The organism is Microbacterium sp. H1-D42 (genome assembly GCF_022637555.1).
In the GTDB taxonomy this organism is placed as follows: Bacteria; Actinomycetota; Actinomycetes; order Actinomycetales; family Microbacteriaceae; genus Microbacterium.
Genome location: NZ_CP093342.1, coordinates 497,077 through 519,625 on the forward strand (window position 1 = coordinate 497,077; position 22,549 = coordinate 519,625).

16 protein-coding genes are annotated in these 22,549 nt (G+C 65.9%); 9 read left to right on the forward strand and 7 right to left on the reverse strand.

What is annotated here, in order from left to right; genetic code table 11:
- The first annotated feature begins 4 nt into the window (after positions 1-4).
- Together MNR00_RS02325 and MNR00_RS02330 are read left to right on the forward strand one after the other, a co-directional pair.
- The gene (locus tag MNR00_RS02325; protein ID WP_241927570.1) at positions 5-1,006 is read left to right on the forward strand and encodes an FUSC family protein; all 1,002 of its coding nucleotides are present in this window, start codon (positions 5-7) and stop codon (positions 1,004-1,006) included.
- Positions 1,003-2,223, forward strand: coding sequence for an alpha/beta fold hydrolase (locus tag MNR00_RS02330; RefSeq protein WP_241927571.1), 1,221 nt, complete (start codon positions 1,003-1,005; stop codon positions 2,221-2,223). The genes MNR00_RS02325 and MNR00_RS02330 overlap by 4 nt, the downstream gene beginning before the upstream one ends.
- Here MNR00_RS02330 and MNR00_RS02335 read toward each other — a convergent pair.
- On the reverse strand, positions 2,211-3,422 hold the full coding sequence (locus MNR00_RS02335; protein WP_241927572.1) for a carbamoyl-phosphate synthase large subunit: 1,212 nt from the start codon (positions 3,420-3,422) through the stop codon (positions 2,211-2,213). The two genes, MNR00_RS02330 and MNR00_RS02335, sit on opposite strands and share 13 nt — an antisense overlap.
- A 115-nt stretch (positions 3,423-3,537) precedes the next feature.
- Positions 3,538-4,752 carry a threonine/serine exporter family protein gene (locus MNR00_RS02340; RefSeq protein ID WP_241927573.1) on the reverse strand — a complete coding sequence of 405 codons (1,215 nt, stop codon included), beginning with the start codon at positions 4,750-4,752 and terminating at the stop codon, positions 3,538-3,540.
- Positions 4,753-5,192: 440 nt separating this feature from the next.
- On the opposite strand from MNR00_RS02340, the gene MNR00_RS02345 reads away from it, so the two are divergent.
- The 3 genes from MNR00_RS02345 to MNR00_RS02355 all read left to right on the forward strand — a co-directional run bounded on the left by MNR00_RS02345 (position 5,193) and on the right by MNR00_RS02355 (position 8,552).
- The gene (locus MNR00_RS02345) at positions 5,193-6,593 is read left to right on the forward strand and encodes a glutamate decarboxylase (RefSeq protein WP_241927574.1); all 1,401 of its coding nucleotides are present in this window, start codon (positions 5,193-5,195) and stop codon (positions 6,591-6,593) included.
- A 70-nt stretch (positions 6,594-6,663) separates the two neighbouring features.
- Positions 6,664-7,368, forward strand: coding sequence for a hypothetical protein (locus MNR00_RS02350; protein WP_241927575.1), 705 nt, complete (start codon positions 6,664-6,666; stop codon positions 7,366-7,368).
- A gap of 92 nt (positions 7,369-7,460) precedes the next feature.
- Positions 7,461-8,552 (forward strand): linear amide C-N hydrolase, encoded by a 1,092-nt coding sequence (locus MNR00_RS02355; RefSeq protein WP_241927576.1) that lies wholly within the window; start codon positions 7,461-7,463, stop codon positions 8,550-8,552.
- A gap of 55 nt (positions 8,553-8,607) precedes the next feature.
- Here MNR00_RS02355 and MNR00_RS02360 read toward each other — a convergent pair whose 3' ends face one another.
- A complete protein-coding gene (locus tag MNR00_RS02360; protein ID WP_241927577.1) occupies positions 8,608-9,537 on the reverse strand; it encodes a DMT family transporter in 930 nt (309 codons plus the stop codon).
- Between the two features lie 293 nt (positions 9,538-9,830).
- Here MNR00_RS02360 and MNR00_RS02365 point away from each other — a divergent pair, with 293 nt between their 5' ends.
- Entirely contained in the window at positions 9,831-12,347 is a 2,517-nt protein-coding gene (locus MNR00_RS02365; protein WP_241927578.1) for a YhgE/Pip domain-containing protein, read from the forward strand.
- A gap of 5 nt (positions 12,348-12,352) precedes the next feature.
- The gene (locus MNR00_RS02370; protein WP_241927579.1) at positions 12,353-14,539 is read left to right on the forward strand and encodes a YhgE/Pip domain-containing protein; all 2,187 of its coding nucleotides are present in this window, start codon (positions 12,353-12,355) and stop codon (positions 14,537-14,539) included.
- Between the two features lie 9 nt (positions 14,540-14,548).
- Here the strand turns inward: MNR00_RS02370 and MNR00_RS02375 are convergent, their stop codons facing one another.
- On the reverse strand, positions 14,549-15,238 hold the full coding sequence (locus MNR00_RS02375) for a hypothetical protein (protein WP_241927580.1): 690 nt from the start codon (positions 15,236-15,238) through the stop codon (positions 14,549-14,551).
- A gap of 198 nt (positions 15,239-15,436) precedes the next feature.
- On the opposite strand from MNR00_RS02375, the gene MNR00_RS02380 reads away from it, so the two are divergent.
- Positions 15,437-16,831 (forward strand): hypothetical protein, encoded by a 1,395-nt coding sequence (locus MNR00_RS02380; RefSeq protein ID WP_241927581.1) that lies wholly within the window; start codon positions 15,437-15,439, stop codon positions 16,829-16,831.
- Here the strand turns inward: MNR00_RS02380 and MNR00_RS02385 are convergent.
- The 3 genes from MNR00_RS02385 to MNR00_RS02395 are packed head-to-tail and all read right to left on the reverse strand — an operon-like array spanning position 16,720 to position 18,577.
- Entirely contained in the window at positions 16,720-17,340 is a 621-nt protein-coding gene (locus MNR00_RS02385) for a tetratricopeptide repeat protein (RefSeq protein WP_241927582.1), read from the reverse strand. The two genes, MNR00_RS02380 and MNR00_RS02385, sit on opposite strands and share 112 nt — an antisense overlap.
- Positions 17,340-17,927 carry a DUF4352 domain-containing protein gene (locus tag MNR00_RS02390; protein WP_241927583.1) on the reverse strand — a complete coding sequence of 196 codons (588 nt, stop codon included), beginning with the start codon at positions 17,925-17,927 and terminating at the stop codon, positions 17,340-17,342. Before MNR00_RS02390 ends, MNR00_RS02385 begins: the two co-directional genes overlap by 1 nt.
- The gene (locus MNR00_RS02395) at positions 17,924-18,577 is read right to left on the reverse strand and encodes a hypothetical protein (protein WP_241927584.1); all 654 of its coding nucleotides are present in this window, start codon (positions 18,575-18,577) and stop codon (positions 17,924-17,926) included. Before MNR00_RS02395 ends, MNR00_RS02390 begins: the two co-directional genes overlap by 4 nt.
- Before the next feature lie 104 nt (positions 18,578-18,681).
- Between MNR00_RS02395 and MNR00_RS02400 the strand changes: the two genes are divergently transcribed.
- A complete protein-coding gene (locus tag MNR00_RS02400) occupies positions 18,682-22,377 on the forward strand; it encodes a bifunctional proline dehydrogenase/L-glutamate gamma-semialdehyde dehydrogenase (protein ID WP_241927585.1) in 3,696 nt (1,231 codons plus the stop codon).
- Positions 22,378-22,549: the final 172 nt, after the last annotated feature.

Sequence of the window (22,549 nt, forward strand, 5' to 3'; positions counted from 1 at the left end):
TGACATGAAGACCAGACGCAAGACGATGATGCTTGCAGCGAAGCTTCTGGTGGCGCTGGTGGTGGTGGCGGCGCCGGCGCTGATCACCGCGAGCTTCGTGCCGGGAGTCAGCGCGGTCGCCTTCTACGGCGTGCTGGCTGCGACCTTCGGCTGGATGAGCGGCGGCCCGCGAGTGGCCGCTGCTGTGGTCGTCGGGCTCACCGTGTTCGGCAGCATCTCGATACTGCTGCGCGATCAGATCTGGGCGCTGGCGCTGATTCTGGTGCTGCTCGGCGTGGGCTACGGTTATGCGGCCAGTCGTGGAATCGGCAAGGCTGTGCTGCAGCTGCCGATCCTGGTGCCGTACTTCATGCACTCGCCGCCGGCCCTGTTCCGGGATCCACCGGCCATCGGGCCGCAGTATTTTCTCTGGCTCGCCGTGATCATGCTGGTGATGGGGGCGTGGACGATCCTGATTCTCCGCGTAGCGGGCGGAGAACGGCACCTGTCCCCTGTGGAGGCTCCCGCTCCGCGAGTGGCGATCGCCTACGGCACGATCCTCGGCATCATCTCGTCCGCGGTGATGGTCGTGGGGACGACGACGGAGCTCGAGACGCACTGGGTGTGGGTTACGCTCACCCTCTACGTGCTCGCCGACCCGCAGCACCTGTTCACCCCAGCCAAGATGGTCGGGCGCGTCAGTGGCACCCTCGCCGGGTTCATCGTCGTCTCGCTGCTGACGCTCATGCCTCTGCCGGAGTTGGTCGTTGAGATCATCGCGCTGCTGGCACTGTGGATGTGTGCGGTGTTCATGCTGCTGAACCGCCCGTACTGGCAGTACGCGTTCTTCCTCACCGTCGCGGTGGTGCTGATGGATACCTCAGACGTGGATACTCTGCTGCTGGACACCGAGCGGTTCGGCTTCACGATCTTCGGCGCCGCCCTGTCGATCCTGACCGCGCTAGTGGTGAACCTCATCGCCTACCGGCGTGTTGCGCTCACCGCGCCTGACCAGGTGATGCGGTGACCTCCGGCAGCGTCGGTGAGCGGATGCTGTCGGCGACCCTTCTGGGCGTCGCTCGTGACACCCGGGGAGTGCGCCGACTGCGGCGCCCCGCCACAGCATCCGCTCCTGCATTCGAGCTCACATATGTGCGAACGGGGCCGAGCTCAGCGCGCCCGCCCGCTGTGGTGATCCCCGGAGGACCGGGGCTGGGATCCGTCCTCCCATATCGGACGCTGCGCGCGATCGCCGCACGTCGAGGGATCGAGCTGATCATGGTCGAGCACCGGGGCGTCGGACTCTCCCGCACCGATCTCTCCGGTGCGGATCTGCCGCCCTCGGCGATGCGCGTCATCGACGTCGTCGACGACATCGCCGCAGTGCTCGACCACGAAGGCATCCCGCGCGCGCACATCGTCGGCTCGTCGTACGGCAGCTATCTCGCCGCGGGTTTCGGCGTGAGGCATCCCGAGCGGGTCGCGGGGATGCTGCTGGATTCGGCTCTGCAGTCGGCCGACGAGCTCGGTCTCGAGCGCACGGTGATCCGCGGCCTGCTGTGGGAGGCACCGACCGAATCGGCCGCTCTGGTCCGGGAAGCGGCGGCCGCGGGCGTCGAGCAGCGTGTGCTGCTAGACGTGTCGCGGGCGGCGTATGAACTCGGCGGCGATCGGCTGCTGGTGCCGCTGCTGCGCCGTCGCCTTCGGGTCGGGCGTCACCTCATCTGGAAGGCGATCGAGGCTTATGCGACGCGTGACGCCCCCGGTGCGCGAATACCGGGGATCTACGAGTTCGATCTCGCGGGAGTGATCGGGTTCCGCGAACTCGGCTACAGCGCCGTGGCCGATGGCCTGCCGCTGGATCCCGCACTCACCTATGCTCCACTGCGTGATCGCTTCCCGCCCTTCGCGGGGGAGCCTTTCGAACTGAGCGCAACTGTGCGCGCTTTCACCTGGCCGCTGGTGCTGCTGACGGGGTCGCGCGACCTGCGGACTCCACCGGCGATCGCGGCGAGAATAGCGGCGGCTTCGCAGCACGCCGTGACCGTATGCATCGAGAACGGGCACAGCGCGCTCGACACCCATGCGGTCGCTCTGCTGAATGCACTGGAATGGCTCATCGATGGCCGTCAGGAGCTCCTGCCGGCCATCGCCGAGAAGCTGTCCGCCCTGCCGCGGCGCGGCGCAGCAGGGCGGACCGTGTCCTTGCTGGACGCGTGGTCGAGGCGGGCTCACACGCGCTGAGCGTGCACTTCCTCCAGAGCTTCAGCATCGTGCATGCTCATGCCGACGATGGGCTCGCCGTTCCAGACGATGTCATCGCCCATTGCCTTCAGCAGCTGCTCGCGGTGTCCGTGAGCGAGCTTCGCACCGTGGATGATCGCCGCCGGTCCCCACATCATCGCGAACGAGTCGTGCCATCCATGACCGACGTCGTGGACTTCGAGCAGGTCGTGCAGCGAGGTCTTCAGATGCGCGACCGGCTCTGTGAACGCATCCGCGAGCACAGCCAGCCGGATCTGTCGCTCGGTGCCTGCTTCGACGACTGCCGTGGACCCGTTTCGTCCGGCCAGCGCGGCGAGGAACTCGGCTGTCTCGAGAAGGATCACGCCGTTGGTGGGGCGCGGGTTGCATTCGATCGCGTAGAGCTCGCCGTGATGATTGACGAAGTCAAAGGACAGCTGCCCGGTGTATGTGGGATCGAGCTCATCGATGATGCGCTGGGTGTACTCGAGAGTGCGGGTGCTGTCCTCAGCGAGGAACGTGATGCCGGTGCTGTGGGCCCACTGCTCGGGTGCACTGTACGTGCACTGGGCGGTGACCCTTCCATCGACGATGATGCTGTACGTGCAGATCATCGGCCCATCGGTGAAAGGCTGCACGAGCCAGGGCTGATCCGGCGTCGGGTGGCAGTCCTCAACTGCCATCTTGCCCGCCAGTGGGCCCGTGTTCGTGAGCAGGCTCACGCCCCCACGTGAGAACACGGCACGTGCGAAGAATTGAGGGAAGCGCTCAATGGCTGCATGCAGCTCTTCTTTATCAGTGACGATCACGGTTTCCGGAATGGGCACGCCCGCGCGTTCGACGATGCGCTGGAAGCTGCCCTTGTCATGCAATTGAGCGAGTTTGTCGAATCGACCGGTGAACAGCGTGACGGCTGCGGGAAGGTCGGACTTTCGCGCAGCGAGGTAGAACGCCTCCTCGAAAGTGGGGATGATGAGGTCAATCTCGTGGTCATTGACGATGCGCGTTATGTCGTCGATGAACTGGTCGGTTTCGAACCGAGGTGATGCGACCACCGCGTGCGATGAGATGTACCGGGAGTGGCTTCCAATCGCACCGGCATACGTATCGGCGGCGACCACGTAGTGGCCGGTGCTTCCGAATTTTCGGATGATGTCGAGTGCGAACGTGTTCCGGGAGCTTGTGACGAGAATGCGCATTGACTGACCCTTTCGAATTACTGCAGTGTTCATCGAACGTGCTCGAGCTCACCATAGCGCCGAACATCTTTTCTGCACGCCTACCCGGCCTCATGGTCGGGACGCGACAGAGGGGTCAGGGCTGCTCGTGGGCGGCTCTGCGCAGCGCCCGAGTGAAAGCGCCGGTGTCGCGGCTGACCCCGGTGCCGATGATCATTCCGATCGCGATCGCGACGATGGCCCCCGCTGTCTGCAGCAGCAGATTGCTGCTGCCGGCGTTGCCCGACACGACCTCGGTGAGTCCGACGAACCCCATGGAGCCCGGAACCATCATCCAGTAGGCGCAGGTGAGCATCACGCCGGGCGGTGGCGCCGTCGGAAGGTGGGTCACGAGGTAGATCACGGGGACGGCGATCATCGCTCCGATCAGGCCGGACAGCGCCGCGCCGAGCAGGGCGTGGCCCAGCAGTTGGGCGGAGTAGGCGACGGTGAGGGCGAGCAGGATCCACAGGAACGAGCGCTTCGGGGCCACGGAGAAGAAGTAGTATCCGATCGCCACCAGGGGGATCCCCAGCCATGAGGCCCACACACCCAGAGGCGTGCCGGTCGACGTGTGCGGGTGGGAGACGCCGGTGAGGACGATGCCCAGATAGAGGCCGAAGGCGAGCAGGGCGAGGGTGGCAGTGCCGTAGAGCAGGCGGCTTGCGCCGGCGATGATCTGGCCGTTTGTGAGTTCGACTGCGGCGTTGGTGAGCGTGAGGCCGGGTAGAAGGCTGACCAGCGCTGGCGTGACGAAGCTGAGCATGCTTTCGCTCGCCAGGCTGGGAGCGAGGATTCCGACGAGTGCCGTCGCGATGAATGCCGCCGCCACTGGAAGTACCAGTGCAAGCGTTCGCACGCGCGAGCCGGTGAGGACGAGTACGCCGACCACGAGGCCGAGGGCGGCATAGATGGGCAGCGAGGACGGCACAGGGCTGATGATGAGCCCGAATCCTTCGGCGAGGAGCACATGTCCCAGAAGTGCGGTCCAGAACCCGAAGCGCGGGGGTGCGGCGACGATCTGCTGCGTCTGGTCGATCACTGCATCGGGGTCGGTGCGGTCGCGTGCGGCGTGGGTGATGAGCGACTCGAGTGATGCAACCTGATCCAGTCGGAGCGCCTTGGGGGACACCTCGAACACCGCAGTGTGATGGGCGTCGGCGGCGGGATCGTCGATGATCACGAGAGTGGGCAGCGCGACGATGCGCATGTCGGGACGCCCGTAGGTACGCGCGAGAGACGTGATCGACACGGCGACCTCGTTCGTGGGCTGCGAGCCTGCGAGAAGCGCGGCCGACAGCAATCCCAGCATGTCGATGAGGCGTTTAGATCTCGCGGCGATGGGCGGCTGTGGCGCGTCCGTGGCGTGCAGCGCGGCGAGTGCGCGCTGTAGGCGTGAGTGTCGAAGATTCATTCTCGTCCTCCAAAAGTGTGTGGTGAGCCTCGCCGAAGGGCTGCAGACAGTTCAGACAAATTTTGCTTGATTTCGGTGCGGGGTGTACTGCTATGGTGGCGTCTAACCGGGGGCGGGTGTTGTTGTGAAACAACTTCGATACCCGAATGGGCATGAAATCTGCCCGCAGAGTTCGGAGGGGGGAAGCGAAGTGATCTTCGTTTCGGAGGGGGCGATTTATCGCTCCCGAGCTCGATTTCGGCGCGCCCGCAATGCCGTGCGGTCCGCGCTCTCTTTGAATCCTCTCTTTGTCGGAATTCGTTGCATTCGCTCGCGCGACCACCTTGAGAGGATCATTTATGTCTGAACTGTTCCGCGCTGCATCCACCCAGGACGATAGCGCTCAGCTGGAGATCAAGCCCGTTTTCACTCGCCCGGGTGAGGCCGATACGCTGCCCATATTCGAGCTTCCCGAAGGCATGCTCTCGCCGGAGACCGCATACCAGCTCGTGCACGATAAGGCGATGTTGGACGGAAACTCGCGAATGAACCTCGCCACGTTCGTCTCGACGTGGATGGACGATAACGCCCGCAAGATCTACCTGCAGGCCGCTGACAAGAACATGATCGACAAGGACGAGTATCCGGCCACGGCCGAGATCGAGGACCGCTGCTGGCGGATGCTCGCCCACCTCTGGAACGTGCCTGACGCGGATGACACGATCGGCACCTCGACGATCGGATCCTCGGAAGCCTGCATGCTCGGCGGCCTCGCACTGAAGCGGTTGTGGCAGGAGCGTCGCAGGGCCGAGGGCAAGTCGACCGAGCGCCCGAACCTGATCCTCTCCGCCGGCGTTCAGGTCGTGTGGGAGAAGTTCTGCAACTACTGGGATGTCGAGGCGCGCTATGTGCCGGTCACCGAGGAGCACCTGGTGCTCGACGGCTTCGAGCTCGAGAAGTACGTCGACGAGAACACCATCGGTGTCGTCGCGATTCTCGGACAGACCTATACCGGTCTGTATGAGCCGGTGAAGGAGATTGCCGCGAAACTGGACGAGATCCAGGCGAGCACCGGAGTCGACGTGAAGATCCACGTGGACGGTGCATCGGGCGCGATGGTCGCTCCGTTCTGCCAGCCCGAGCTGGAATGGGACTTCCAAATCGACCGAGTCAACTCGATCAGCACCTCGGGCCACAAATACGGCCTCGTCTACCCTGGCGTTGGCTGGGTCGTGTGGCGCAGCAAGGCGGTGTGTCCCGAGAGCCTCATCTTCCACGTGAGCTATCTCGGCGGCGACATGCCGACCCTGGCGTTGAACTTCTCACGTCCCGGTGCTCAGGTCCTGCTGCAGTACTACCAGTTCCTTCGACTTGGTCGCGAGGGCTACCGCGCGGTCCAGCAGGGGTCGATAAATGTGGCGACCTATTTGTCGTCCCACATCGCGAAGATGGGGCCGTTCCAGCTGATCAGCAAGGGCGACACGATTCCCGTGTTCGCCTGGAAGCTCGACAAGACAGAGCGCAACTGGGATCTGTATGACCTCGCGGATCGACTGCGCATGCGCGGCTGGCTGGTGCCGGCGTACCCGATGCCCGAGGACATCGCTGACATGGTCGTGCAGCGCATCGTCGTCCGCGCCGATCTCAGCATGGATCTCGCGAGCTACCTGCTCACGGCGATCGAGGAGGAGGTCGCGTACCTCGATGCGCTCACCACTCCACTGCCACGCGAGGCCAAGAAGCAGGGCTTCGCACACTGACTCAGCCGTGTGGGGTGGTGCCGTCGACGGCACCACCCCGTACAGCATCCGTAACGGAACGGAGCCATAGATGACGAAGGTCGCCATTCACGCCAGCCCGGCTTCTTTTCTCACGCCGACCCTGACCAAGCAGAGCGTGTTCTTCATGGTGGGGGGATCGCTTTTCGCGGTGGGGGCCGCCGCGTCGATCTGGGATATCGCCGGTGCGGGCGCAACCAACTGGCTGAGCTTCATCGGCGCGTGGTTCTTCACGACGGCCGGTTTCATGCAGGTGCTGCTCAGCGGGGATGCGACAGTGCCGACGCCGGGGGGAACTGGTAAGACCCCACGCGCTGAATGGCTCGCGGCGGCGACGCAGAGTCTCGGAACACTGCTGTTCAATGTGAGTACGACGACCGCATTGACGGCGAAGTCGGTCGCAGACGAGAAGCACTACATGTGGAACCCGGATGCGGGTGGCTCGTTCGCGTTCCTCGTGAGTGCCTGCTTCGTCTACGTGGCGTTCTACCGCGAGACCGGAACGCTGTGGAAGCCGGTCGCAGCATCGTGGTGGTCAGCACACATCAACATGATCGGGTGCATAGCCTTCGCGTTGTCTGCGGTCGGTGCCTTCGTCCTCGATGACGGTTCCAGCAAGGATGCCGGTCTGTCGAACTGGGGCACGTTCATCGGTGCGATCTGCTTCGTGCTCGCCTCAGCTGTCGTGCTGCCTCAGCTGCCATGGAATCGCGCTGCAGCAGCGATGGCGTCGCCCGACGACAGGGCGGCACGCTGACCTGACCAGCCCGGGGTCGGAGTCGAGTCCCGGGATCAGTCCGAAACGTAGAAACGCGCGCTCCAGCGCGCGAAAGAAAGGAAATCCTCGAAATGTGTACACGAGTGCTGTGGCCGGATGCGAACGGAACGGTCATCGTCGGCCGGAACATGGACTTCCACATGGATCTGCTGACGAATCTGTGGAAGATGCCCCGTGGCGTGGAGCGCAAGGATGGTGCCAACAACAAGTTGGTGTGGAAGGCGAAGTACGGCAGCGTGATCGCTACCGCGTTCGATCTCATCGCCACCGATGGGATGAACGAGGAGGGCTTCGCCGGGCACATCCTGTGGCTCGCTGAGTCGGACTACGGACAGCCGAAGGAATCGGACGTGCAACTCAGTCAGGCGGTCTGGCTGCAGTACTACCTCGACAACTTCGCCACCGTGGCCGAAGCCGTCGAATGGACCAACAGCGCCGACGTCAAGGTGTCGCAGCTGTTCGACCCGACGGGCCATCTGGTTCCCACCCTGCATCTGGCCATCAATGATGCGTCCGGAGACTCGGCGATCATCGAGTACGTCGGCGGAGAAGTGCAGGTCTACCATAACCGCGACTACAAGGTGATGACGAACTCACCGACATTCGACAAGCAGCTCGAACTGGTCAAGCAGATTGAGGGTCTGGGAGGCGACAAGCCGCTGCCGGGATCGACCCTGGCTGCTGATCGCTTCGCTCGCGCGTCGTACTACGTCGAGCATCAGGTGCAGCCGCAGACGCAGTTGCAGGCCATGGCGGCGATGTTCAGCATCATCCGCAACGCGGCGCAGCCCTTCCGCACTCCGGAACCGGGCAAGCCCGACGCCTCGCAGACCATCTGGCAGGTCGTCGCGGATCTCACAAACAAGCGCTATGCGTTCGAGTCCACCACCCGTCCGAACATCATCTGGGTCGACTTCGAGAAGCTCAGCTTCACCGAGGGATCGAAAATCCTGAAACTCGATTTGATCGGAGAACTGGCGCTGGAAGGTGGGCTGTCGGGTGACGTGAGCCACAAGTTCTCCGACGCCGGCGAACTGGGCATGGGGCTCGTCAGCACCGGCATCGAGGCTCTCGAGTTCGTCGCGCGGAAGAAGGATGAGTTCGCCGAGATCGCGAAGCTGCTCAAATCCCTCGGACAGGGCACTGCCCAGGGAACGAAATAGTATCTCGCTGAAGGAGGGCGCCTCGTCCGCGATGGCAGATGAGGCGCCCTCTCAGTCAGCTCTTCGTGCTTTTATCTCCGCTTGACTCTGCAGTCGCAGGGGTGGTTTCTGCCTTTGACAGGTTGATTACGCCGAGTATGGCAATGAGCCCACAGATTGCAATCAGGAGCAATGACAAGGGCGACGCATTTGTGGCCTCGTGGAGAATGGTGATTCCAATGAGCACGGAGACAGCAGGATCAATGACCGTCGTGCCCGCGACGACGATATCTGACGGGTTGCATGTGTACGCCGTCTGGATGTAATAGATCGCAAGAAATGAAGCCAAGCCCACTCCGAGAAGGCATGCCAGAGTGAGCACGGTGCCGCTGTTGAAGACGAAGCTGTCGGCTTTCAGGAGCGCCTGGATGCGCAGGATGACCGTCTTGCCGAGCGAGGCCACGAAAGCGTTGAAGACGCCACCGAGCACGACGTAGATGATCGGCGCACGACGTGCCTGTCCGTGGTTGATCACGCGCACGACGCCGACGGCGAGCAATGCGATGAACAGGGCGCTGAGGATCGCGATGAGCTCGGCATCATCGATGGGTTTCTGCTTGCTGACCTGGGCTGCAATGATCACATATCCGGCCACGCCGATCAGGCATGTGGTCATCGCACGGTAGATCTCTCGACTGGGGCTGGTGCCACTGAGTCGAGCCCCGAGGAACACCGCGAACACGAGGGCAAGGATCCCGATCGGCTGCACGAGCATGAGCGGGGCGAAGGTCAAGCTCGCGATCTGCAGCAGCATCGCGAGCCCATACATCGCGGCGCCCATCAGCCACACACGAGTTTTGAGCATCGTGACGAAGAGCTTCTTGTTGCCCTTGTTCTCGGTGGCCAGTTGCACGCCTCGGCTCTGCCAGATATTTCCGATCGAGAGGGCGGCGGCGGAGAGCACCGCCAGTGAGATTCCCAGAATATGAAATTCGGTGGTTGCCACAGTGGAAAGCCTCTCGAGAATGGGCGCGGGTTGAGCGAAAGATCAGACTATCGGCAGACGGGCGTGAAATCTTGGTAATGCGTGTGCGGGCTGGTCTATAGTTGTTCGAGAAAGCCCGGCAGGAATGTCCAGGGGGTAGTCGAACTATTCATCGACATTCATCTTGGTAATAGCGGGGGTGCTCGACAGCCGTTGCCGAGAGTGCGCGATGGTCTTGAGGGGGAGCAGGGATGCACAACGTGGTGGCAGTGGCTGGGCGGGATTTGCGAAGGATCCTTCGCGTCCCGCAGGCCGTGGTGATCCTGATCGGGCTCATCATCATCCCTGCGCTGTACGCGTGGGTGAACATCATCGCGTTCTGGGATCCGTACTCCGACACGAAGGAAGTGAAGGTCGCCGTCGTCAACCTCGATGAGGGGGCGACGTCCGAACTCACCGGCGACCTGCGCGTCGGCGATCAGGTCGTGGCTCAGCTCAAGGAGAACGACCAGCTCGGGTGGCAGTTCCTCGGCAAGGACGCCGCGATGACGGCGGTCGAGTCGGGCGAGGTCTACGCGACGATCGTCATCCCCGCAGAGTTCAGCCGGGACCTGCTCAGCATCGCCACCGGCGACTTCGTCGAGCCGAAGCTCGAGTACTACGTCAACGAGAAGGCGAACGCGATCGCCCCGAAGATCACCGATGTGGGGGCCACGACTCTCGAGACGCAGATCAACTCGACGTTCGTCTCCACGGTCGCGCAGAAGGTCGCCGAGGCGCTGGAGGGTGCCGGCGTCTCGCTGGGCGACCGCCTGGTCGGTGCCCGCGATGAGTCGCTCACCTCGCTGTCCGAGGCGAGCGAGCAGGTCGCGGGTGCCCGGGCGGGTCTGGCTGAGATCGAGGCGAGCCTTTCCAGCGGCGAGACCGCGCTGGCTGACGCGCGAAGCGCCCTGCAGCGCATCGAGTCGACCATCCCCGAGGTGCAGGCGGCGATCGCGGACGCCCAGGCGATCGTCTCCGACGTGCAGAGCGGTCTGATCGACTTCACGAACGCGGTGACGCATTCCTTCACCGCCGGCTCCGCGCAGCTCTCTCAGATCTCGGGCAAGCTGAACCAGCGGTTGTCGACGCTGGCGGCAGGTGCCAACAGTGCGAACGTCGAGATCGCCACGGCGATCGGCGATGTCGAAGGTGTGCTCAAGGCGGCCGAGCAGGCGGTGGAACGACTCGAAGCGCTGCGTGACACGGTCGATCCGACGGACCCGCTGTACGACTCCCTGAGCGAGGCGCTGGAACGCCTGCGAGCGCACATCGATCAGGATGAGGCCGTGCTCGCCCAGCTGACGCAGCTCAACGGCGACGTGTCGAATGTCGTCGAGCGCGTGCAAGCATCCTCGGATGCGATCAACGCGGCGGTCGGCGAGACCGCACAGGCCGCGAATGCGGTCGGCGACGTGCTGCTGAGGACGCTGCCCGACATCAACCGCTCGATGAATGCGCTGTCGGCGAGCGCGGGTGGCTTCTCGGCGGCGCTCGATGCGCAGAAGTCTCTGGTCGCGCAGGCCGTGGGTCTGCTCGACGAGCTCGACACGCAGCTGAAGGAGGCCGGCACGGCCAGTGAGTCGCTGGACTCGAGTCTGGCCGGCGTCGAGCGGAATCTGTATGACGTGTATGCGGATGTGAGTGCGCTCAGCTCAGCTGACCTGCTGGACAAGGTGCAGGCGCTCACGGGGCTCGATCCTGACAAGATCGCCAAGTTCATGGATTCACCGGTGCTGGTCAAGGAGAAGATCGTCTTCCCCGTGCCCACGTACGGATCGGCGATGGCGCCGCTGTTCACGAACCTCTCGCTGTGGATCGGCGCCTTCGTGCTCGTGGTGCTTCTCAAACAGGAGGTCGACACCGAGGGGATCAAGAATCTCACGGTGCGCCAGGCCTACCTCGGTCGGTGGATGCTGGTCGCGCTGATCAACTTCTTCCAGGCGGTTCTGGTGAGCGTCGGCAACATCGTGATCGGCGTTCAGATGATCAACCCGGTCGCGTTCGTGGCCACCAGCGTGTTCATCGGCTTCGTGTACATGGCGGTGATCTACGCGCTGGCGGTGTCATTCGGATACATCGGCAAGGGAATAGCTGTTCTGCTCGTGATCATGCAGATACCCGGTGCGTCGGGGATCTATCCGATCCAGATGATGCCGGAGTTCTTCCGCGCGCTCTTCCCGATCTTCCCGTTCACCTACGGCATCGACGCGCTTCGCGAGACCATCGGCGGCTTCTACCAATGGGACTACTGGCGGTTCGTCGGGGTGCTGGCGCTGTTCGCCGTGCTCGCGGCCGTGCTGGGCCTGTTCTTCCGACAGCGGCTGGGGAACTTCGCCCGCCTGATGAACCGCAAGCTCGGCGAGACGAACCTCTTCGTGAGCGAGAACGTCCAGGTGCTCGGGTCACGACGTCGGGTGACACAGCTCGTGCAGGCGCTGACCAACCGTGAGGCATTCCGTGCGAAGGTCGCCGAACGGGCGGAATGGATGGACCGACATCACCTGAGCATCCTGCGGCTGACGCTGCTGGTCGGTGTGTCATGCACGGCGCTGCTCGCACTGTTCGCATGGCTGGTCCCCGACGCGAAGGCGACTGTTCTGGCGCTGTGGGGGGTCCTGTGCCTGCTGGTGATGGCGGCGGTCATCACGCTCGAGTACCTCAAGCAGACCAACCACTTCGCGCAGCAGGTGGAGGGCCTCGACACCGAGCAGCTGAAGGCGAAGCTCGCCCGCGAGGAGCGCGCCACGCATGCGAACGCTGAACTCGGCAAACTGGACGCGGAGGTCTGACCGCCATGAAGAACATCTCGGTCATCTTCCGTCGCGACATGCGGATGATCCGTCACAACTCGATCGCCATCGTCGTGCTGTTCGGCGTCATCGTGCTGCCCTCCTTCTTCGCCTGGTTCAACGTGCTCTCGAGCTGGGACCCGTTCGGCAACGTGAAGAACCTGAAGGTCGCGGTGGCGAACTCCGATGACGGGTACCAGAGTGATCTGTTCCCAATGAAGATCAATGTCGGTGAGCAGGTCATCGCGAACCTGCGCGCGAACTCCGACCTGGACTGGGTGTTCACCAGTGAGGAACAGGCGATCGAGGGCACCAAAGCGGGGGATTACTATGCTGCACTCGTGCTGCCCAGCTCATTCAGCCGCGACATGATGACCTTCCTCTCGCCTGGGGCGCAGCAGGCGCAGATCGAGTACTACTCCAACGAGAAGAAGAACGCGCTTTCGCCGAAGATCACCCAGGAAGCGGCTTCCGACGTCTCCACCACCATCAACTCGACGTTCACGAAGACGCTCAACGAGGTCGGGCTCGCCCTGATCTCGTCCGTGGCCGAGTACGCCGGATCGGATGCATCGCGCGATGCGCTGCAGCGTCTGGACTCGAGCGTGGTGACAGCCGCGACCACGCTGGACTCCACCGCGACGACTCTGGAGATGTTCGGCTCCCTGATCGGGTCGAGCAGGTCGCTGGTGGCCGGGGCATCGTCGCTGACGGATGCGACGCGCGATGCCGTCCGCAGTGCCTCCGGTGCGATCGGCTCGGGCGCGGGAGCCGCGGAGTCGCTGAAGTCCGTCCTGGGCTCCGCCACCTCGACGATCTCGGCGGCGCTGAGGGACACGTCGGCAAGCTACAAGGACCTTATCGATCAGGTGTCTGCGCTGGATGCGTCGTTCGTGGCGCAGTCCAAGAGCGCCACGGCGCTGTTGAGAACCGCGAGCACGGGTGTCGACGGACAGATCGCAAAGTACACCCAGCTCCGTGACGACCTGCAGGCTCAGGCGGATTCCACGACCGACCCCGCGGTGCAGGAGGCCCTCGAGCTGGTCGTCACCAGGCTCGACGGAGCCATCGACCGGCAGCAGGAGCTCAAGACGGGCCTCGACGGTGCCGTGTCTCAGCTCGAGACCACGAACGCGGGCATGGGGACCACTCGTGGCGAGATCGTCTCGCTCGCCGACGAGGCGCGTGCGAGTCTGGACGGTGCCCGTGGAGCCTACGACGGAACACTGCGCCCTGAACTGGACCGGCTCGCCGGTTCTCTCGACAGGATCGACAGCGGCTTCGGGCAGATCGGTCGCGACCTCGACTCCGCGGCCGCCACGCTCTCCGGGGGCTCCGACTCGCTGCTGGTGTTCCTGACGCAGACCGAGCAGACGACGGACGGGATCGCGCAGGATCTCCGTGAGCTCTCGACACTGTTCGGCGAACTCTCCACGGCACTTCAGGCCGCGGTCGACAGCGGTGATCTGTCTGAGGTGACGGAGCTCATCGGAGCCAATCCTGACGTGCTCGCCGGCGAGTTGACGACGCCGGTGGGTCTGGAGCGCATCGCCGTCTACAAGGTCGACACCTTCGGTGCTCAGATGGCGCCGTTCTACTCCGTTCTCGGCCTCTGGGTCGGCGCCCTGCTGCTGTCGGTGCTGATTCGCACCGACGTCGCCTACGACGCGCTGCCAGCAGGCACGAACCTGACGAAGTATCAGGAGTACATCGGTCGCTACGGGATCTTCGCGATCCTCGCACTGCTGCAGAGCTCGTTGGTCTATCTGGGCCTGATGGGGTTCGTGGGCGTGCAGCCCGCGCATCCGGTGCTCCTGCTGCTGGCGGGGTGGGTGATGTCCTTCGTCTTCTCGCTGATCACCTATACGCTGGTGCTCTCGTTCGGCGAGGCGGGCAAGGCGCTGGCGGTGTTCCTGCTGGTCGTGCAGATCTCCGCGGGTGGTGGGGCGTACCCTCTGGCCGTGCTGCCGCAGTGGTTCCAGAACATCAGTCCATGGCTTCCGGTGACGCACGCGACGGACGCGGTCCGTGCGGCGATCGCCGGCATCTACCAGGGGGATTACTGGATCTCGCTCGGGATACTGGCGCTCTTCCTCGTGCCGACGCTGCTGATCGGCCTCGTGCTGCGCCTGCCGGTGCTCAAGATCAACAACGACCTGACCAGGGCGCTCGAGTCGACCAAACTGATGTGACGTCGGGTCTCACGCCAGCCGAAGCGCGGCGAGCGCGATCAGAACGAGGCCCGCACCTGCGCACAGCACGGCGAGGATCCCCCGATAGTCGTAGCGGAGGGCGCGGGTGTAGACGGCCGATATCCGGCCGGCGACGACAGGGTTGCGCGTCCACAGCCAGGCCAGGACCACGAAGGGGGCGACCAGTGCGATCAGGAAGACCAGGAACATCCCGCCCCGTATCGCGGCATGCTCGCTCGCCGCGGTGACGGTGCGAGTGACCAGGTACATCAGCGGCCAGGTGGTGAGTCCGACGACGGCGCAGCTGATGCCGATCCCGAAATAGCTGTACGCGGCGGCGCTGAGGTTCGGCCGCTTGTGCGGCTTGGGCTCGAGGACCGGACTGGCCAGGCGCCACCAGAGCACCAGCGCGGCGATCACGAGGAGTGCGATCCCGGAGTACAGGTCGACCCAGCGGTTGAGCGCTGCGTGATCGAGGTCGCCGCGCAGCGTGTCGATGTACGTCGTGGGATTCACGATGTGCAGAAGCGCGAACATCGCTGTCGCCCCGAATGCGAGACCGCCGAGCAGACAGGCGAGGCGCGCTGCGAATCTGCCCCCGCCCGCGAGCATGGCCGTGGTCGCGCCGTAGAGCATCGGATGCAGGCCCATCGCGAGCGCGGAGCCGACGATCGAGGTGAACACGACTGCCCACTTCATGACTTCCTGCACGGATCTCCCCGCAGCTGTGCCGCACGGCGATCGTCCCGGCGTTGTGCGCCGAGTCTAGCCGGTACGGCGCGCCGAGCCGACGACCATCCGAGCACAGCCGCCGCCGCCCTCCCGCCCACCAAGGCGCCGGCGCCGAGCACCTGGAACTGATCAGGCCGGCGGTGCCGATCACGGTACGTTAGTCGCGTGCGGGCGATCCTGATCTCGACCGGCCGGAGCCTGCTGAGGCACTGGCCGGTTCTTCTGGCGTGGTACCTCGGCGGACTGCTGGTGCACGCGCTGGTGATCGAGGTCGCGGGCTTCGTCGGTGCCTACTCCGCCACCCTCGGCTTCCTCGTCCTGCCCATCGCCGTGCTCGCGCGACTGGTCAGCATGGTCGCCATGTTCGTCGTGCTGCGCGAGAGCCTTGCAGAGCTCGGCGCGATCGCCCCGCTGCCGGACTCGCCACGCGAGCGGCGCCGCAGCTTCCTCTCGGCGCTGCTGGCCAGCATCCTCCCCTTCGTCGCCATCTACTGGGCGCAGGGGATGCTGCGCGAGGATGTCAACGCCTACCTCGCCCGCGCGATGCAGGAGTTCACCGATCGGGTCTGGCTGTCGCTGGATGACGCGCCGATCGACAACATCGACACCGGCATCAACGTGCCCATCTCGATCTGGACGATCGCCATCATCGTCGTCGCCTTCGCCGCCCGCTGGGTGTGGGCACGCTGGTCGTCGAGGCTGCCAGGGTGGCTTGCGTCGCTGGCGGTGTACTTCGAGATCGTCTGGGTGTTCTTCTCGGTGCTCGTCATCGGCGACATCACCGACAAGGTGCAGGGCTGGATCGACACGCGCACCGCCGTTGTCGCCTTCGAGCAGATGCGCACCGATCTGCTGGACGCCATCGCGCCGCTGGCGTGGTTGTGGGACGGCGTGCTGTGGCTCGTCGGACTGGCCGGCCCCATCCTGCTGGCGCCACTGGCCTGGCTGACCGTCGCCGGCGTCGTCTACGGGCAGGCGATCGTCGCCGAGCGGCTGACCGTCGAGATCGCGTTCGTCGAGCGGCTGCGCAAGCAGACCGAGGTCGTCCCCGCCGGCACCATGCGCCGCATGAAGGATCTCAGCGGCCAAGTCACCGGCCGCTTCGCACCGATCGGACGGGCGTTCGCGCTGATGTGGCGCGCCGGCCCCGTGCTGATCGCCTCATACGCGTTTCTCTACATCGGGGTGAAGACGCTCGAGACCTACCTGCAGTTCGGCATCACCCGACTCATCGGCCCGCACGACGTCGTGTTCTGGAGCATCGCGCTGCCGCTCGTGTCGATGCTGCCGCTGCTGATCATCGAGCCGTTGCGTATCGCTGTGGTCGCCGGCGCGTACGACGCGACGCTCGGGCAGCTGCGCAGGCAGCACGAGAAGGCGTCGGGTGCCAGTGAGGTGGGTGCCAGTGAGGTGGATGCCGAAGTGGATGCCAGTGGGCTGGCCGCCGGTCAGGACTCGACCGAGAACCTGATGAATCTGCCGTCGCCCGCTGGGTCGACGTCGAGCCAGAACGGACCCTCGACGTCGTCAGGCACGACGAACCCGACCACCAGCTTGTAGGGGCCCTCCGCCTGACTGTTGCAGGTCTCGGGCTCATCGCTGGAGTACGGCACGCCCACCTCGGCGCGCAGCGGCGTCCACTGCCGCCCGGTGCTCTGCTGCACCAGCACCGGGGCCGTGCAGCTGACGAAGCGGACGTCTGCGGGGTCGGTGCCCTCAGGGGTGATCGGCTCCTGCGGATCGACATCCACGATCGCGATGTGGAACGTCGTGCCATCCGGCAGGTTCATGCCAGAGGTGTCCTTCGCGATGCCGGTCTGGATCGGCCCGAAAGTCGTGCCGCTCATCCGCACTGTGCCGCCGGCATCGGCCGCGATCGCCGCGACAGGGCGCGCCCCATGGCCGTAGAACGCGTTCCAGCCGTCCCACCACAGGAACCCCGCCAGTGCAGGTGCCACGACCGCGATCACGGCGAGGGCGATGCCGTTGCGGCGCCACCAGCCGCGGGGGCGCGGAGTCTGCAATGCTGCGTCTTCGGCCGGGGCGGACGGCGGAGTGGGAATCGTCATCACTGCGTCGCCTCCGGACCCTTCGTCCAGTCCGTCGCACGCAGCGTGACCTGCGTCTCGATCGGCACCGCGTCGAGGTCGACCGGGATCTCGATCATCCCGTCGAGGTTCGGGAAGGCGACCGGTGAGAAGCGCAGCACGGCATCGCCCGCCAGCGCATCGGGTGGCAGCTCGAAGGCGAGGCTGCCGCTGCGCGGCACACCCGGCACCAGCTTCGCCTCTGAGAACGTCTGTCCGCGCTCGGTCGCACGGAACGTGCGCTCTCCGATCACGAGGTCGGCGAGACCGAGACGTGCGCCGACCTGCGTGTCGATCGCCTGGGCACTGATGTCCACGATCAGCCAGGTTCCCTCGGCTGTCCAGCCGTCAGCATCCGCCACCGATCGCGCCGCACGCACATCATCGACCGTGACGACGAGGTTGCGGGTCGAGGTCGGCGCACCGGCCTCGCCCGCCACGACGATGCCCGTCTGCGGGGCATTCTCGGGCAGTGCCACGGCGTTCAGAACCCACGCCCCGGCCAGCAGCGCTGCGGTGGTGCCCCATGTCACCACGTGCGTGCGCACTGCGCGCTTCGAGATCGTCATGGCACCTCCACCTCGTCGACCTCGGCGGTGACGTACGCGCCGATGACGGGGTCGCTCCAGTAGTCGCCCATCGTGATCGCCTGCCCGACACCGTGGGTCGAGTCTGGAAGGGTGATCCGCACCTCGTCGCCGTCCTGCACGTCTTCTGCTCCGACGACCCACGACGCCACGATGCGCACCGGAACATCGGGCTGCAGGTGGATGCCGTACGTGCCGTCGTCCGCGCGCGCGAGGCCGGGCGGCGTCGTCGTCACCCCTTCGATCGTGATGCCGTCGACGACGGGGGAGTCCGCGCCGCCCGACGCGGCCGTGCGCGGCGCGGTGAATTCGTTCGTGACGTCGAGGATGACCGTCAGGACGCGCTCACCCTTCTCCGCATCGGGATACACGCCGCTGCCGGCGCGCTCATCGCTGAGCTCCACGCCGATGACGGTCATCAGCAGGTCGGACCCGCTGAACGACTCGCCGACCGTCAGCTCGGGGATCTGCGGCTCGGACACGCCGTTCAACCCGCCGAAGGCGGCCGTGAGCGCAAGAGCGGCGCCGGTGCCTCCGGTGATCAGCCACGGGGTGGGGACGCGATCCAGCATCCGACGGCTCCACCCGAACGCACGGCGGCCCGCGGGCGCAGTGGGCGGCGTGGCTGTCACGAGATCAGCATAGGATGCCCCGGCACCGCTGCCGTGCCGTGCCGCCACCGATACGCGCGGCGGATCTCCTGCCAGGGGCGTAGGCGCGCACCTAGGGTGGAGTCATGGCAGCGCCCTCGTCATCTCCCGTCGAATCCGGCCTCGCCGACGCCGCTGTGCAGCTGGCCGCCCGCTGGGTGCACGAGGCCGCACAGGAAGACGTCGATCCGGCGGCGCAGCGGCTCGCCGGAGTGCTGCAGGACCCGGCTGGGCTGCCCTTCACCCTCGGCTTCGTCGACGGGGTGATGCGTCCCGAGAGCGCCTCCGCGGCAGCATCCAATCTGCACCGGGTCGCACCACTCGCACCGGAATTCCTGCCCTGGTACCTGCGCGGCGTCGTCCGGCTCGGCGGCGTCGTCGCCCCGGTGCTGCCAGTGCCGACCGTCCCGATCGCGCGGCGCGTGCTGCGCGAGATGGTCGGTCATCTCATCGTCGACGCGCGGCCGGACAAGCTGGGCCCTGCTCTGGAGAAGCTGCGCGCGTCGGGGTCGCGGCTGAACCTCAATCTGCTCGGTGAGGCCGTGCTCGGCGAAGCCGAGGCGAAGCGCCGGCTCGACGGCATCCACGATCTCATCCGCCGCGACGACGTCGACTACGTCTCGGTCAAGGTCTCGGCGATCATCAGCCGCATCTCGATGTGGGCGTTCGACGACGTGGTCGACCAGGTGGTGGAGCGGCTGATGCCGCTGTACGTCACCGCCGCCTCGAACGGCACCTTCATCAATCTCGACATGGAGGAGTACCGCGATCTCGATCTGACAATCGCGGTGTTCACGCGCCTCCTCGAGAATCCACAGCTGGTGGGGTCGCGGGCGGGCATCGTGCTGCAGACCTATCTGCCTGACGCACTGCCGGCGCTGCGGGAGCTGTCGGCGTGGGCGCGCGACCGCGTCGAGCACGGCGGGGCGCCCATCAAGGTGCGACTCGTGAAGGGCGCGAACCTCGCGATGGAGAAGGTGGATGCGGTGATGCACGGCTGGCCGCAGGCATCGTACAGCACGAAGCTCGACACCGACGCCAACTATCTGCGCTGCCTCGATTTCGCCTTCGAACCCCGGAACGCGGCAGCAGTGCACATCGGCGTCGCCGGGCACAACCTGTTCGACATCGCGTACGCGTGGTTGCTGGCGGGGCAGCGCGAGGTGCGCGACTGCGTCGAGTTCGAGATGCTGCTCGGCATGGCGCAGGGGCAGGTGGCAGCCGTCGCCCGAGAGGTCGGCGAGGTGCTGCTGTACGTGCCCGTCGTGAATCCGTCGGATTTCGACGTCGCCATCAGCTATCTGGTGCGCAGGCTCGACGAGAACGCGTCGCAGGCGAACTTCCTCTCCGCGGCCTTCCACCTCGCGGACGACCCTGCCCTGTTCGAGCGGGAGCGGCTGCGCTTCGTCGACTCCCTGGCGCGCATGGGCGATCGCACTCTGCAGACCGGATCCCGGCGCACGCAGGACCGGAACGCCCCCGCCCACGAGTCCGTGCGGCCGGCCGCGCGCCCTGTCGCCGCCGATGAGGATCTCACCGGCGTGGTGCTCGGCATCGCACGTGGCTCGTCAGGTGCAGACCTGGATGCCGAAGACGGCGAGTTCGGCGATGACGGCGATCCGTTCCTGCAGACCGCTGTGTACGCCCGGCAGGAACTGGCATCGGCCGCGTCCGCCGGTGCACCGGGCTTCGAGAACACCCCGGACAGCGACGCGGCGCTCGCCGCCAACCGGGAGTGGGCGCGCGGCATCCTCGATCGCGTCGCACAACCCGACACCTGCGTGCTCGGGCTCGAGACGGTGCGGGCAGGGCGGATCGACGACGAGCGGATGCTGGAGCAGACCATCTCGCGCGTGCGCGCCGCCGGAGCGCAATGGGGCTCGCGCCCGGCATCCGAACGCGCGGACATCCTGCTGCGCGCGACTGCCGCGCTCGCCGCACGCCGCGGCGATCTGATCGAGATCGCGGCCGTCGAGACGGGCAAGGTCTTCGCCGAGGCGGACATCGAGGTCAGCGAGGCCGTCGACTTCGCCAGGTACTACGCGAGTCGCGCCCGCGAACTCGACGCCGTGAGCGGTGCCGTCTTCGAGCCGGCGCAGGTGACCGTCGTCACCCCGCCGTGGAACTTCCCCCTGGCGATCCCCGCCGGGGGAGTGCTGGCCGCGCTCGCCGCCGGCTCCGGCGTCGTGTTCAAGCCGGCACATCAGGCGCGGCGCTGCGCCGCCGTCATCGCCGAGGCGCTGTGGCAGGCCGGCGTCCCGCGCGACGTGCTCGCACTCGTCGACCTCGGCGAGCGTGAACTCGGGCAGCAGCTCGTCTCACATGCCGCGGTGGACAGGGTCATCCTCACCGGAGGGTGGGACACGGCTGCGCTGTTCCGCTCGTGGCGCCCTGATCTGCCGCTGCTCGCTGAGACCAGCGGCAAGAACGCCATCATCATCACGCCGAGCGCCGACCTCGACCTCGCGGTCGCCGACCTCGTGCGCAGTGCGTTCGGGCATGCGGGCCAGAAGTGCTCCGCCGCGTCGCTGGTGATCCTCGTCGGGCAGGTCGGCCGCTCCAAGCGCTTCGCGCGGCAGCTCGTCGACGCCGTGAAGTCGATGCGGGTCGCGTGGCCGTCGGACGCCACGGCCGAGATCGGACCGGTGATCGAGAAGCCGCAGGGCAAGCTCGCGTGGGCGCTGAACACTCTCGAGAGCGGCGAGAAGTGGCTGATCCGGCCGCGCTCGATGGATGACAGCGGCCGGCTGTGGAGTCCAGGGGTGCGGGCCGGAGTGCGGGCCGGGTCGCGGACGCACCTGGAGGAGTTCTTCGGACCGATGATGGGAGTGATGCACGCGGCGACGTTGTCTGAGGCGATCGAACTGCAGAATGCCGTGGCCTACGGCCTGACCGCAGGGCTGCACACGCAGGACCCAGTGGACCTCGAGCTCTGGCTCGCAGAGGTGCAGGCGGGCAACCTGTACGTGAACCGTGGCATCACCGGCGCGATCGTGCAGCGTCAGCCGTTCGGCGGGTGGAAGCGCTCGTCGGTGGGGCCTGGGGCGAAAGCGGGCGGCCCGAACTACCTGATCGGGTTGGGATCGTGGCGCTCGCAGCCGCGCGGCAGGGTGTCGAGCACCCTGCACCTGCGTGGGCTCGACACGCGCATCTCGACGCTGATCGAGGCGGCGCAGCCGGCGCTGGACTTCGACGAGTTCGAGTGGCTGCGGCAGGCCGCACTGTCGGATGCTGTCGCGTGGGACCGCGAGTTCGGCCAGGTGCGCGACGTGTCGCAGCTGGGGGTGGAGCGCAACCTGTTCCGCTATCGACCCGTTCCTGTGATCGTGCGGGCGACCGCGGATGCCGGACTGCACGAGGTGCTGCGGGTGGTGCTCGCCGGCATCCGATCCGGCGCGCAGTTCGTGCTCTCGGTGCCGACGGGGCTGCCCGCCGGTGTGCGCGGGCAGCTCAGCGATCTGGAGGTGCTCGTCGCGGTGGAGAGCGACGGCGAGTGGATCGATCGGATGGCGCGCCGGGGCGACGCGGCGGTCGTCGAGGTGGAGGATTCGTCGCTGGCGGATGCTGGACGCGTGCGCCTGATCGGCGCACGGGACGGTGTCGCCGCGCTGCACGCGGATCTGGCCCGCGCGGTCGGCGGCGACCCTGACCTGGCCGTCTACGACAACGAGGTGACCTCGGCCGGACGGCTGGAGCTGCTGCCGTTCGTGCACGAGCAGGCGATCTCGATCACGGCGCACCGCTTCGGGGATCCCGACGACTGGAGCGCTGCCGTCATCTGACAGGGTCTGTGCTGGTCGTCGCGGTTCCGGTCGCAATTTCTCCCGTTGGGGGTGGGCGCAAGCGGGATATTCTGCGACCGGAACGGTGGTGACGGATGCCGCTTGATGGATGCTTGGTGTCGGTAGCCAAGGGTGTCGAGAGAATGTTCGGAAAGTTTCTCTGATCAGCCGG